A 12,990-nucleotide genomic window follows, 5' to 3' on the forward strand; every position below is an offset into this window, starting at 1 on the left:
ATGCATCTGGTGCGCATCGATGCCGTCTCCCTCGACGAGGGTGAGGCGGCCTTGGATCTCGGGCAGGAGCCCGGCGACCTCGTGGTGCTGTCCTTCACCGACAGCGACCTCGCCGGGCTTGCCAGGGCTTACGCCGCAGAGCCGGGTCTTCCGAGCCTGCGCCTCGCCAAGATGGCCAAGCTGCGGCATCCCCTCTCTGTCGACGTCTACGTGGAACGCGTGGTCGCAGCTGCCAAGCTTGTGGTGATCCGCTGCCTCGGGGGCTTGGATTACTGGCGTTATGGGGTTGAGCGCTGCGCCGAGGCCGCCCGGGCGCATGGCGTCACGCTTGCCGTGCTGCCGGGCGACGACCGGCCCGATCCGCGGCTGGCCGCCTTCTCCACGGATCCCGCACTGGCGGATCGGCTCGACGCTTATTTTCGCGCCGGTGGCCCCGACAATCTGCGACGGATGCTGCGGCTGCTCGCGGCCCGGACGGGCGCCGACCTCCCGGTCGAGCCGCCCCGGCCGCTGCCCCGCGGCTTTCCATGGTGTCCGGGCTGCGGTGTTCTGGCCCTCGATCAGGCGGTCGCATTAGCCGAGACGGCCATCCCCCTCGTGGGCCTGCAGGCGGAGCCGCTGGCCCTGCTCATCGTCTACCGATCCGCCGTGCTCGGTGGCGAGACCGCGCCGTTCATCGCGCTGACCGCCGCCCTGCGCGCCCGGGGGATCGGCGTCCTGCCAATGGCGGTGTCGAGCCTGAAGGAGCCCGAAGCCGCCGAGGCGGTCGCGCAGGCCGTGCGGGCTCGCCGGCCCGATCTCGTTATCGCCGCGACCGCCTTCTCGGCCCGGGAGGACCGGACCGACTTCGTCCTCGACGGCGCAGCCTGCCCGGTGCTTCAGGCCTTCACGGTCGGGTCCGCACGCGCCGCCTGGGAGGCCTCTTCCCGGGGGCTCGGTGCGGCCGACCTCGCCATGCAGGTGGCCCTGCCGGAATTCGACGGGCGGCTTTCGGGCTTCCCGATCTCCTTCAAGGAGGAGGATGCGGAGATCGCGGGCTTCGCGGAGCGCCGGGCGGTGCCGTACGCGCCTGGGATCGCGGCGCTCGCCGATCGCGCAGCCGGCTGGCTGCGCCTCGCCGCGTTGCCACGGGCCGAGCGGCAGGTGGCCGTGGTTCTCTCCGACTATCCGGCACGGGGCGGCCGGGCCGGCTTCGCGGTCGGCCTCGACACGCCCGAGAGCGCCCGTTCCATCGCCTTGGACCTTGCCGCGGCAGGCTATGCCGCGGGTGGTCTGCCGGACGTTGGCGCGCTGATGGCGGCCCTGACCGAGGGGCCAGCGGATTTTGGCGTGCCGCTCGCCGCATACGCCGCATGGTTCGCGCAGGTGGCGGAGCCGACCCGCAGCGCGATCCTGGACGCATGGGGAACGCCAGAGGCGGACGCCGCCTGCGCGGACGGCGCCTTTCGGTTCCGGATGGTGGAAACCCGAACGCGCGATGCGGGGGAAACGCCGGGCGGCGGCCTCACCCTGTTCCTCCAACCCGATCGCGGCCGCGATCCGGATCGCAAGGCCGGCTACCACGATCCGGAACGCGTCCCGACCCACGGCTATCTCGCCTTCCACCTCGGGCTGCAGCGGCGTTTCGACGTCCTGGTCCAGCTCGGCACCCACGGCACGACCGAATGGCTGCCCGGCAAGGCGGTCGCCCTGTCGCCGGAATGCTCCCCGGCGCTCTGCGTCGGCGCCCTGCCGGTGATCTACCCGTTCATCGTCGACGATCCCGGCGAGGCCGCCCCGCTGAAGCGCCGGCTCGGCGGCGTCGCGCTCGGCCATCTGACACCGGCCGTTGCCGGGCCGGCGCTCTCCCCGGAAGCTGCGCGGCTGCGCGAGCTGGTCGAGGAATATTCCGCCGCCAGCGTCCTCGACCCCCGGCGGGCCGCCCTCATCGCCCGCGCCATCCTGGATGACGCCGCCGAAGCCGGGCTGCTCGAAGGTGCCGGCATCGGCGCCGACACGCCGATGGACGAGGCGCTGACCCGGCTCGATGCTCATCTCTGCGATCTTGGCGAAACTGTCTTCCGCGACGGCCTGCACGTCTTCGGCCGCGCGCCGGGCGATGCCTCTCCCGCTGTCGTGGAATCCGCCCTCTGCGAGCGGGCCGGCCTCCTCGCCGCCCTCGACGGGCGGTTCGTACCGCCCGGGCCATCCGGCTCCCCATCCCGCGGACGCGCGGACGTGTTGCCGACGGGCCGCAACCTCACGACCCTGGATCCCCGCGCGATCCCGAGTCGCGCCGCCGCGCTCCTCGGTGCGAAGGCGGCCGAGGCGGTGGTGACCCGCTACCTGCAGGACGAGGGTGCCTATCCCGCCCGGATCGTGATGGATCTCTGGGCCTCACCGACCCTGCGCACCGGTGGCGAGGACGTGGCCCACGCCCTCGCGCTCATGGGCGTCCGGCCGGTCTGGGATCATGCCAGCACCCGCGTGACCGGCTTCGAGGTGCTGCCGCTGGCCATGCTCGACCGGCCGCGGATCGACGTGACCGTGCGTGTTTCGGGTGCGTTCCGCGATACCTTCCCAGACACGCTGGCGCTGATCGACAGGGCCGCCCGCACCGTGGCCGACCGGGACGAGGCCGATGACGAGAATCCGCTGGCAGCGTCGCGCAGGCGCGGCGAGGCGTCCGCCCGGGTCTACGGCGCGGCGCCGGGCCGTTATGGTGCCGGCGCCGCGGCCGCAGCCCTTGACAGCCCCTGGGAGGCGCGCGCCGATCTCGGTCGAGCGTATCTGGCCGCCAGCGCCTACGCGTATGGCGACCGCGAAGGACCCGATCCGGATTTCGCCGCGCGGATCGCGGCGGCCGACGCCTACCTCCACGCCTTCGACGTGGCGGAGCGCGACCTGTTCGACGGCGATGCCGCCGTCGATGCGATGGGTGGGTTCGCAGCCGCCGCCGCGCTGCAGGATGCGCGCCCTGCGCTCTACAGCCTCGACGTGTCGATGCCGGAGCGGCCCAAGGCCCGCTCCGCCCGGGAGGATGCCGCGCGTCTCATCGGCGGGCGCCTAGCCGATCCCCGCTGGATCGCCGCGCAGCTCCGCCACGGCTACCGGGGCGCCCAGGAGCTGGCGCAGGGGCTTGATGCGGTCTTTGTGCTCGCCGCCACCAGCGACGCCGTTACCGATGCCGGGTTCGACCGTCTCTACGCGGCCTGGATCGCCGACGCCGAGGTGTTCGAGCGCTTGTGTGCTGCCAATCCCGCGGCGACCCGGGCGATCCTGAAGCGCTTCGACGAGGCCCGCGATCGCGGCCTCTGGCATAGCCGGCGCAACGCCCTGCCAGCCGACGCTCTCCTGCCGGCAGCCGCCGAATGAGCCTCCGTCCGCATCGCCGCGCGTTGCCCGAAGCCCCCACCCGTCGGGGCTGGTGCCCGGGCCTCGCCCGCCCGATGCCGACGGGTGACGGTCTGCTGGCGCGCGTCCATCCGCCTCTCGGGATCTTGTCCCTGCGGCAGGCCCGCGCTGTTGCGGAGGGCGCAAGGCGCTTCGGCAACGGCCATCTCGACCTCACCGCCCGGGCCAACCTCCAGATCCGCGGCGTCACCGAGACGTCCGGCGCTATGCTGGACCGGTTGCTCACCGAGGCCGGGCTCGGCGACCGGCGCCGCGATGGCGGTCCGCAGCGCCTGACGCTTACCAGCCCCCTCGCCGGCCACGACCCAACCGAATTGATCGACGTGCTGGCGCTCGCCGGCGCAATCGAGACGGCAGCCCTCAGTATCCCCGGCCTGCCGGCCAAGACCCTGGTGGTGGTCGACGGACGCCCGGATGCGGCTCGACCGGAGGCCGATGTTTCCGTCGTTGCGCGCGATGCCGCACATGTCGCAATCGCGATTCCCGCCGGAGATGAACGGCCCATCATCGCCGACTGCCGCCTGCAGGACGCGCCGGCCGCCCTGATCTCGCTGCTCGGCGCCCTCGTGCGGACTGGCCGACGCCGGGCGCACGACCTGTCGGCGGAGGAACAGGCCAGCCTCGTGGCGAGCCTGCGCGCGACGGGGCTGGCCGAGGTGACCGCGCCGCAAGACGGGACGGAGGCCACCGTGAACGCGCCGGGCCGCGTGCCTTTCGCACCCGCCTGCGGAATCCAGGCGCGGCCCGATCTCCGGATCCTGGCCCTGGACGCCCCCTTCGGCCGCTGCGGCGCCGAGATCCTCGACCGGGTCGTGGCCACTGCGGAGACCCTTGGTGCGGACGCGATCCGCCTGTCGCCGACGCGCGGTTTCGTCTTGCTCGCCCGGGTCGATACCCCCACGATGACGGCGCTCGCAGAGCTTGCAGGGGACCTGATCGCGACACCCGACGATCCCCGCCGCAGCATCGATGCCTGCACGGGGGCCCCGGGCTGCGCCTCGGGCTCGACGTCGACCCTGGCGGATGCCGGGCGCCTCGCCACCCTGTTCCGGCCGCTCGCCCTTCAGGGGCTCCGGGCCCACGTCTCCGGCTGCGCAAAGGGTTGTGCACGGCCGGGCCCGGCCGACTTGACCCTCGTTGCACGCAACGGCCTCTACGGCATCGTCCTCGACGCCGCCCCGGGCGATGAGCCGGCGATACACCTCCCTATCGAGGCGGTTCTGGACCGGTTAGGAAGGGCCAAGACTGTCGGGCTCCCCGCCGCGTTCGCGTCGGATACGGGGTCGATGGGGTATGGGAGGGACGAAAGACCAGCATGAGCGCGAGCGAGAATGCCCTGCGCCCGGCAGGATCGGAGACGGCTCGTGAGCCATCCTCCCGCTATGACTACATCCGCGACGGCGGCGCGATCTACGCGCGCTCCTTCGCGATGATCCGCGCCGAGGCCGATCTCGCGCGCTGGACGGGGGCGGCCGAGCGCGTCGTGGTCCGCATGATTCACGCCTGTGGCATGACCGACCTCCCCGCCGAAGTGGAGATGTCGGACGATTTCGCCGCGGCCGGCGTCACCGCGCTCCTGGCCGGAGCGCCAATCCTGTGCGATGTCCGCATGGTAGCCGACGGCGTCACGCGCGCCCGCCTGCCTGCCGCCAACCCGGTGGTCTGCACGTTGGGCGATCCCCGGGTGCCCGATCTCGCGCGGGAGCTGGGCACCACCCGGTCGGCCGCCGCCATGGAGCTGTGGCGGGAGCATCTACCCGGCAGCGTGGTGGCGGTGGGCAACGCGCCGACCGCGCTGTTCCGCCTGCTGGAACTGCTCGATGCGGGCGTGGCCCCGCCGGCCGCCGTGATCGGCATCCCGGTGGGCTTCGTCGGCGCCGCGGAATCCAAGGAAGCGCTGGCCCGGGACGGCCGGGTGCCGTTCGTGGTCGTCCACGGGCGGCGTGGCGGCAGCGCCATGACAGCCGCCGCCGTCAACGCCCTCGCCAGCGAGATCGAGTGATGGACGGGTTCGAACGCCTCGACACGCCCGCTGAGGATATCCCCGCAGCGGCGGTGACCGGCACGCTCTTCGGCGTCGGGATGGGCCCGGGCGATCCGGATCTGCTCACGGTCAAGGCGCAGCGCATTCTGATGCGCGCGCCGGTGCTGGTCCATTTCTGCAAGCGGGGGAAGCGCGGCAATGCCCGCACCATCGCGGACGCGATCCTGCGCGATCCCGCCCGAGAGTTGCCGCTGGCCTATCCCTACACCACCGAGATGCATCCCGAGCACCCGGACTACGTGGCGGCGCTCGCCGGCTTCTACGACGACGCGGCTGGCCAGTTGGCCGATCACCTTGGCGCCGGGCGCGACGTGGCGATCCTGTCGGAGGGCGATCCGTTCTTCTACGGCTCGTTCATGCACCTGTGGCGGCGCCTCAAGGACCGCTTTCCCGTGGAGGTGGTCCCGGGCGTCACCGGTATGTCGGGCTGCTGGACCCGGGCCGGGACGCCGATCACCTGGGGCGACGACGTCCTGACCGTCCTGCCCGCGACCCTGCCGCTCGCCGTTCTCACCGAGCGCCTGCGCGGCACCGACGCCGCCGTGGTGATGAAGCTCGGCCGCCACCTGCCCAAGGTGCGCGCGGCGCTGGCCGCCGCCGGGCTCCTCGCGCGGGCGGTCTATGTGGAGCGCGGCACGATGGCGGGTGAGCGTGTCGTCATGCTGGCCGACAAGGCCGACGACGACGCACCGTATTTCTCCATGGTGTTGCTGCCCGGCGAGGGGCGCCGGCCGTGACCGGGAGCCTCGCGATCATCGGCCTCGGTCCGGGCGATGCGAGCCTGCTGACCGAATCCGCCCGCCGGGCGCTGGACGCTGCGGAGGAACTCGTCGGCTACTACCCTTACGTTGCCCGCGTGCCCGAGCGGCCGGGCCTGAACCGGCATGCGAGCGACAACCGCGTCGAGGTCGATCGCGCCCGCGAGGCCCTTCGCCTCGCCGCGGCGGGCCGGCGAGTCGCCGTCGTCTCGGGCGGCGATCCGGGCGTCTTCGCCATGGCGGCGGCGGTGTTCGAGGCGGTGGAGCACGGCGAGCCCGGGTGGCGCGACCTCACCATCACAGTCGAGCCCGGGATCACCGCGATGCTGGCGGCAGCGGCCCGGCTCGGCGCACCGCTCGGCGCCGATTTCTGCGCCCTGTCGCTCTCCGACAACCTGAAGCCCTGGCCGGTGGTCACAGCCCGGTTGGACGCGGTGCTGCGCGCCGACCTCGTCGTCGCGCTCTACAACCCGATCTCGGTTGCCCGGCCCTGGCAGCTCGGTGCGGCGTTCCAGCTCGCGGCGGGGATCCGCCCGCCCGAGACGCCGGTGATGTTCGCCCGCGCGATCAGCCGGCCCGACGAGGCGATCCGGGTGACGACGCTTGCCGAGGCACCGCAGGTGCCGGCCGACATGGCAACCCTGGTGATCCTCGGCGCCTCGACCACGCGGCTGATCCCCCGCGCGGGCCGTGTCCCCTTCGTCTACACCTCGCGCAAGGTCGAGGCGGCGTGAACGTCTGTGTCCAGCCAGCGGAGCACGCCGGCCGCGTCGGCGACGCTCGGTACGGCGGGCTTGTCCGGCCGGCGCACCATGACCACCGGAATCGCCAGGGCGCGCGCCGCCGCGATCTTGCCGTAGGTCGCCGCCCCGCCGGAATTCTTGCTGACTACGATCTCAATGCCGGCGGACCGCATCAGCGCGGCCTCGGCCTCTGCATTGAAGGGGCCCCTGGCCTCGATAGCGGTGAGGTGGGGCACCGGCAGCACGTCTCCGAGCGGCTCGACCGTGCGCGCCCAGTAGGCGTGCTGCGGTGCCGCCGCGAAAGCGCCCGCCTCCTGTCGGCCGATCGTCAGGAACACGCGGCGAGGATCGGGGCCGAGCGCCGAGACGGCGGCCTCGACGCCCTCGACCTCCGTCCAGAAGTCGCCCGGTGCGGGGCTCCAGGCCGGGCGGCGGATCGCCAGCAGCGGGATCCCGGCCCACGCCGCCGCGCGGGCGGCGTTGGACGAGATTCGGGCGGCAAAGGGATGCGTGGCGTCGATCAGGCGGTCGAATTGTTCCACGCTCAGGTAGCGTGCGAGGCCTTCGGCGCCCCCGAACCCGCCGATACGCGTCGGGACCGGCTCGCGCTTCGGCGCGCTGGTTCGGCCAGCCAGAGACAGCATCACGGACAGGTCGTCCCGCCCGGCCAGCGCGCGTGCCAGGGCGCTCGCCTCGCCGGTTCCGCCGAGGATCAGGATCCGCCGAACTCTGTCGTTCATGGGAGCTTTGTCCATGAGCGGTGAACCCCTGTCGAGCCCGCCCGCGGCCGGGCGCTGGCTGTCCATTGTCGGCATCGGCGAGGATGGGCGGTCCGGCCTCGCGCCCGCTGCGGCCGCTGCGCTCGATGCCGCCCGCGTCGTCTATGGCGGCCGGCGTCATTTCGCGCTGGCCGGCCCCCTCGACGCCGAGACGCGGCTCTGGCCGAGCCCGATCCATGCGGCCTATCCGGATATCCTCGCCCGCCGCGGCGCGCCCACCTGCATCCTGGCGACCGGCGATCCGTTCCATTACGGCATCGGCGCCGAAATCGCCCGGCTCGTGCCAGCGGCCGAGATCCGCGCTTTCCCGCAGCCCTCTGCGTTCAGCCTCGCTTGCGCGCGCCTCGGCTGGCCGCTGGCGGAATGCGGCCTCGTCACCCTCCATGGCCGGGCGCTCGCTCGGATCGTCCCCCATCTCCAGCCAGGGGCGCGGCTCCTGGCCTTGTCGTGGGACGCATCCACGCCGGCGGCGTTGGCCAGCCTGCTGGCCGAGCGCGGCTTCGGCGCGTCCACGCTGACGGTGCTGGAGGCGATGGGCGGCCCGCGCGAGCGCGTTCGGACGACGCGCGCCGACGCCTTCGCCATCGACGGAATCGATCCGCTGAATACCGTGGCGATCGCGATCGCCGGGGCGGGCCACGCGCTGCCCTTGGCGCCGGGCCTCGACGATACCCTGTTCGAGAATGACGGGCAGCTCACCAAGGCCGAGATCCGGGCGCTGACCCTCGCGGCCTTGCGGCCCCATCCGGGTCTGCACCTGTGGGATATCGGGGGCGGCGCGGGATCAGTTTCCATCGAGTGGATGCTGCGTCATCCAAGCCTGCGCGCCACCGCCATCGAAGCGCGGCCCGAGCGGGCAGAGCGCATCCGGCGCAATGCCGAGGCCCTCGGCGCCCCGGACCTCACCGTTGTGACCGGCGCGGCACCGGACGCGCTGGTCGGCCTGCCCGAACCCGATGCGGTGTTCATCGGCGGCGGCGTCTCGGAGCCCGGCGTCCTGCCGACGGCCCTGGAGGCCCTCCGGCCGGGCGGGCATTGTGTCGCCAACGCGGTGACCCTCGAAGGCGAGGCCACCCTGCTCGCTGCCTTCGCGGCACAGGGCGGCAGCTTGCGGCGCTTCTCCGTGGACCGGGCGAGCCCGGTGGGCGGCCTGCATGGCTGGCGGCCCGCCATGCCGGTGACCCAATGGGCCTGGACCAAGCCATGACCGGCCCCCTCGTCGCCGGCATCGGCTTCCGCCGCGGCACAGATGCGGACGAGATCGCGGCGCTGATCGCGCGCGCGCTCGGTGAGCTCGGCGCCGCGTACGGCGATCTGATCGCGGTTGCCACCGCCGCCGACCGGGCCGCGGAGCCAGCACTCGCCGAGGCGGCGGCGCGCTTCGATCTGGCCCCCTGCCCCGTCGCCCCGGAGGCGCTGACCGCCCGGGACGCCGAACTCGTTACCCGCTCCGCCCGGATCGAGCATCTTCGCGGGATAGGCTCCCTGGCCGAGGCCGCTGCCCTGGCGGCGGCCGGTCCGGGGAGTCGCCTCGCCCTCCCCCGGATCGCGAGCGGCGGCGCCACCTGCGCGCTGGCCGTCCGCCAGACCACGGCGCCCGCAGCATGACCGTGCATTTCATCGGCGCCGGCCCCGGCGCGGCAGACCTCATCACCCTACGCGGCCGGGACCGCATCGCGGCCTGCCCGGTCTGCCTCTATGCCGGTTCCCTGGTAGCCCCGGAGATCCTCGGCTGGTGCCCGCCCGGCGCGCGGATCGTCGACACCGCGCCGCTCGACCTCGACGCCATCGTGGCGGAAATCGCGGCCGCCCACGCCGCCGGCCAGGACGTGGCGCGGCTGCATTCGGGGGATCTGTCCATCTGGAGCGCGCTGGCCGAGCAGATGCGCCGGCTCGACGCGTTGGGCATCCCCTACACGGTGACGCCCGGCGTCCCGGCCTTCGCGGCGGCGGCGGCACTGCTGCGGCGGGAGCTGACCGTGCCCGGCGTGGCGCAATCCGTGGTCCTCACCCGCACCTCCGGCCGGGCCAGCGCCATGCCGGACCGCGAGACCCTGACGGCCTTCGCGGCGACGGGCGCGACGCTGGCGATTCACCTCTCGATCCACGTGGTCGAGCGGGTCGCGGCCGAGCTGATCCCGTTCTACGGGCCGTCCTGTCCGGCGGCGGCGGTATTCCGCGCATCTTGGCCCGACGAGCAGGTGCTGACGGCCGACCTCGCCACCCTGCCGGCGCGGGTCGCGGAAGCCGGACTCGAACGCACGGCCCTGATCCTGGTCGGCCCGGCGCTCGGCGCCGAGACATTTCGCGAGAGTGCCCTCTACGCACCCGACTACGACCGGCGCTACCGGCCTGGTGGCACAGCGGGCGGGCGGACGTGAGTGCTCCCGGTCTCCTCGTGGCGGCACCGCGCTCAAGCTCGGGCAAGACCACGGTGACGCTCGCCCTCATGCGGGCTCTGACCCGAAGGGGCCTGCGCGTGCGCCCCGCCAAGTGCGGCCCGGACTACATCGATCCAGCGTTCCATCAGGCAGCGACGGGTCGGCCGAGCTTCAACCTCGACAGCTTCGCCATGGCGCCGCCCCTGCTCGATGCCCTGGCCCGCGCGACGACGGACGATGCCGACATCGTGATCGCCGAAGGCTCCATGGGTCTGTTCGACGGGGTCCGGGCCGCGGAGAGCCGGACCGGGGCCAACGCCGACATCGCGGCGCGCTACGGTTGGCCGGTGGTGCTGGTGGTGGATGTCTCCGGCGCGGCTCAATCGGCCGCCGCGGTGGCGCTGGGCTGCAAGCTCTACGATCCACGGGTGCGGATCGCCGGCGTCATCCTGAACAAGGTGGCGAGTGCGCGACACCGCCGCCTCGTGGAGGCCGGGATGGCGCGGGTCGGGCTTCCAGTGCTCGGCGCGCTGATGCGCGACGCGCAGCTCGTCCTGCCAGAGCGCCATCTCGGCCTCGTTCAGGCCGGCGAGACAGCCGACTTGGAGGCGCGCCTCGACCGGCTTGCCGATCTTGCGGTGGCGGGGATCGACCTCGACGCCATCATCGCAGGGGCGGGTGGCGCCATGCCGGCCTCTGGGGGGGCGCTTCCCATGCCTCCGGGCCAACGCATCGCGGTGGCCCAGGACGCGGCCTTCAGCTTCCTCTACCCGCATCTTGAAGCCGGCTGGCGCATGGCGGGCGCCGAGCTGATCCCGTTCTCCCCCCTGTCGGACGAAGCGCCGCCGGATGGCTGTGACGTGTGCTGGCTGCCGGGCGGCTACCCCGAATTGCATGCGGGCCGACTGGCCGGCGCTGATCGATTCCTGTCGGGCCTGCGGGCTTTCGCGGCCACCCGCCCGGTGCACGGCGAGTGCGGCGGCTACATGGTCCTCGGCGACACGCTGGAGGATGCCGAGGGAACGACGCACGCCATGGCGGGCCTGCTGCCGGTGGCGACGTCGTATCGCCGGCGGAAGCTCCATCTCGGGTATCGGGTCGCGCGCCTGTGCGGGGACGGTCTGCTCGGACGGCGCGGCGCGCGGCTGATCGGTCACGAATTCCACTACGCCAGCGAACTCTCGCCGGCCGCCCCCGCGCCGACTGCCCTGGCCCAGGTGACGGACGCGGAAGGGTCCGATCTCGGCTTCGCCGGGCACCGGATCGGCACCGTGACGGGGAGCTTCTTCCATTACATCGCCGCGGATCCCGCCTAGAGCGCTCTCCGCCGACGGGGATACCGGTTTGGCGCAAGAGGGCGCGTTAAAGCCAAGGCTTAGGGTCGTGCCAGATTGCAAGCCGATCGGGTGCGGTTCTAGCGCTCTCCCCCTGCCACGGGGACACCGCTTCGGCGCGGAGGAACCCGGCACAACCCGGATTCAGAGCAACGCGCGGTTGCGATAAGCACGGCACTAGCCAGCGCTCGATCGCTTTCACCGCGCCACGTCTTCCCAGGGTAGGAGCGCAGCGAGCCTTCAAGAAGGACTCCAGGGATTTCAGTGGACTCTTGAGGTCCCTTCCGAGGCCTCCGCTGCCGAAGGTTCAGGGAGTGAGCTGTACAGCCGGTCGGAGGCTTCGAGTCTGTCGTGCACCGGCCGCGATGCGATCGAGCACGGCTCGGAGCACGTCTCGAACTGGGCCTGCGTCTCAGGCAGGCTCGGTCGGGGGAGCTGCGTCGCGTGCCTGCGCAAGCCGTGCAGCGCTGCGAACAAGAGCCAGGACATCGCGGCGCATCTGCTCGTCCTCGATCTGCGCGTAGGCGCGCAGCAGCTCGATGGCGCCATGGCCGCTCAGGAACCCGAAGACGTCCTCCTGCGCATTCGCGCGCGGCTCGTTCTCCTCGAAGAAGGCCGAGACCGGAACCTCTAGGAGCCGTGCGATCTCACGCAGCCGACCGGCCCCGACACGGTTCTGCCCCTTCTCGTATTTCTGCACCTGCTGGAAGGTCACGCCGACCGCGTTGCCCAGCGCCGTCTGGCTCATGCCCCGCGCTTTCCGCAGGGCCGTGATCCGGATACCGACAAGGCGATCCACATCGGTGGTCTGTTTCGGCATCGACTGACCGGGTATATCCTTTTCCACGGGGGTGACTGCGTCCTCCTGCGAACGCGGTGTTTTGGCCTCGCCGTCGCGCCGCTTCACCGTCCGCCCCTACGTCCAAGACCGTAAAAGGTGCCCATACAGCTGGAAGGTCGCTGAAGGCGAGATGCCGGTCCGTGATACACATCTACCGCGCCGCAGTAGGACACCAAGTTGTCAAGCTTCGCAAGTCAAATATTACACGTTCTAGTTTAAGCACACACAACTTTGCAACATTGTTGCTCAAATGTCGGTCGCTCAAGTCTTCGCGATCTCTGGGTGCGCCCTGTAGCCGCGCGGGGGGACGCTTGGGCGGCTGAAACGCTAACAGGGTCACGGAACCAGAGGAGAGGCACATGTTCGTCGCGATGAATCGCTTCAAGGTTGTCAAAGACGCGACCGCAGATTTCGAGGCCGTATGGCTCGGTCGGGACAGCCACCTCGGCGAGATGCCGGGTTTCGTGGAATTCCACCTGCTGCGCGGACCGGAGTACGAGGACCACGTTCTCTACGCGTCCCACACGATCTGGCGGTCGCGCACTGATTTCGAGGCCTGGACGCGATCCGAACAGTTCCGGAAGGCGCATGGCCGCGTTCCCTCGACCAAGCCGCTCTACCTGGGCCATCCGCAATTCGAAGGCTTCGAGGCCATTCAGACCCTGGGCGGATCGGCCGACGCCGAGGGACAGACCGACGCCGCCTGAGCGGACCCCG

General features: G+C 71.9%; 12 protein-coding genes. 10 read left to right on the plus strand and 2 right to left on the minus strand.

The window, feature by feature from the left end:
• Genes cobN through cobJ form a run of 5 tightly spaced genes read left to right on the plus strand, consistent with a single transcriptional unit; the run spans position 1 to position 6,929 of the window.
• Positions 1 to 3,354 carry a cobaltochelatase subunit CobN gene (cobN, locus tag BLQ49_RS07410; protein ID WP_091714635.1) on the plus strand — a complete coding sequence of 1,118 codons (3,354 nt, stop codon included), beginning with the start codon at positions 1 to 3 and terminating at the stop codon, positions 3,352 to 3,354.
• Positions 3,351 to 4,712: a precorrin-3B synthase gene (locus tag BLQ49_RS07415; protein WP_091714636.1), complete on the plus strand. Its 1,362-nt coding sequence runs from the start codon at positions 3,351 to 3,353 to the stop codon at positions 4,710 to 4,712. Before cobN ends, BLQ49_RS07415 begins: the two co-directional genes overlap by 4 nt.
• Positions 4,709 to 5,395, plus strand: a complete 687-nt coding sequence (locus BLQ49_RS07420) for a precorrin-8X methylmutase (protein ID WP_091714638.1) — start codon at positions 4,709 to 4,711, stop codon at positions 5,393 to 5,395. Before BLQ49_RS07415 ends, BLQ49_RS07420 begins: the two co-directional genes overlap by 4 nt.
• A complete protein-coding gene (locus BLQ49_RS07425; protein ID WP_091714640.1) occupies positions 5,395 to 6,174 on the plus strand; it encodes a precorrin-2 C(20)-methyltransferase in 780 nt (259 codons plus the stop codon). Before BLQ49_RS07420 ends, BLQ49_RS07425 begins: the two co-directional genes overlap by 1 nt.
• The gene (gene cobJ / locus BLQ49_RS07430; protein ID WP_091714642.1) at positions 6,171 to 6,929 is read left to right on the plus strand and encodes a precorrin-3B C(17)-methyltransferase; all 759 of its coding nucleotides are present in this window, start codon (positions 6,171 to 6,173) and stop codon (positions 6,927 to 6,929) included. The genes BLQ49_RS07425 and cobJ overlap by 4 nt, the downstream gene beginning before the upstream one ends.
• Here the strand turns inward: cobJ and BLQ49_RS07435 are convergent.
• Positions 6,899 to 7,678 (minus strand): cobalt-precorrin-6A reductase, encoded by a 780-nt coding sequence (locus tag BLQ49_RS07435; RefSeq protein WP_244507495.1) that lies wholly within the window; start codon positions 7,676 to 7,678, stop codon positions 6,899 to 6,901. The genes cobJ and BLQ49_RS07435 overlap by 31 nt on opposite strands.
• Before the next feature lie 13 nt (positions 7,679 to 7,691).
• Between BLQ49_RS07435 and cbiE the strand changes: the two genes are divergently transcribed.
• Genes cbiE through BLQ49_RS07455 form a run of 4 tightly spaced genes read left to right on the plus strand, consistent with a single transcriptional unit; the run spans position 7,692 to position 11,414 of the window.
• Positions 7,692 to 8,924 carry a precorrin-6y C5,15-methyltransferase (decarboxylating) subunit CbiE gene (gene cbiE, locus BLQ49_RS07440; protein WP_091714645.1) on the plus strand — a complete coding sequence of 411 codons (1,233 nt, stop codon included), beginning with the start codon at positions 7,692 to 7,694 and terminating at the stop codon, positions 8,922 to 8,924.
• Entirely contained in the window at positions 8,921 to 9,325 is a 405-nt protein-coding gene (locus BLQ49_RS07445) for a cobalamin biosynthesis protein (RefSeq protein ID WP_244507496.1), read from the plus strand. The genes cbiE and BLQ49_RS07445 overlap by 4 nt, the downstream gene beginning before the upstream one ends.
• Positions 9,322 to 10,098, plus strand: a complete 777-nt coding sequence (gene cobM / locus BLQ49_RS07450) for a precorrin-4 C(11)-methyltransferase (RefSeq protein WP_091714649.1) — start codon at positions 9,322 to 9,324, stop codon at positions 10,096 to 10,098. Before BLQ49_RS07445 ends, cobM begins: the two co-directional genes overlap by 4 nt.
• Positions 10,095 to 11,414: a cobyrinic acid a,c-diamide synthase CobB gene (locus BLQ49_RS07455; protein ID WP_091714651.1), complete on the plus strand. Its 1,320-nt coding sequence runs from the start codon at positions 10,095 to 10,097 to the stop codon at positions 11,412 to 11,414. The genes cobM and BLQ49_RS07455 overlap by 4 nt, the downstream gene beginning before the upstream one ends.
• Positions 11,415 to 11,844: 430 nt before the next feature.
• Here BLQ49_RS07455 and BLQ49_RS07460 read toward each other — a convergent pair whose 3' ends face one another.
• Positions 11,845 to 12,252 carry a helix-turn-helix domain-containing protein gene (locus tag BLQ49_RS07460; protein WP_091714652.1) on the minus strand — a complete coding sequence of 136 codons (408 nt, stop codon included), beginning with the start codon at positions 12,250 to 12,252 and terminating at the stop codon, positions 11,845 to 11,847.
• 380 nt (positions 12,253 to 12,632) lie between these two features.
• On the opposite strand from BLQ49_RS07460, the gene hmuQ reads away from it, so the two are divergent.
• Complete coding sequence (hmuQ, locus tag BLQ49_RS07465; RefSeq protein WP_091714654.1) at positions 12,633 to 12,980, plus strand: heme-degrading protein HmuQ; 348 nt, start codon at positions 12,633 to 12,635, stop codon at positions 12,978 to 12,980.
• The last annotated feature ends 10 nt before the right edge of the window (positions 12,981 to 12,990 follow it).

It is taken from the genome of Methylobacterium phyllostachyos (assembly GCF_900103445.1).
Classification (GTDB): domain Bacteria; phylum Pseudomonadota; class Alphaproteobacteria; order Rhizobiales; family Beijerinckiaceae; genus Methylobacterium; species Methylobacterium phyllostachyos.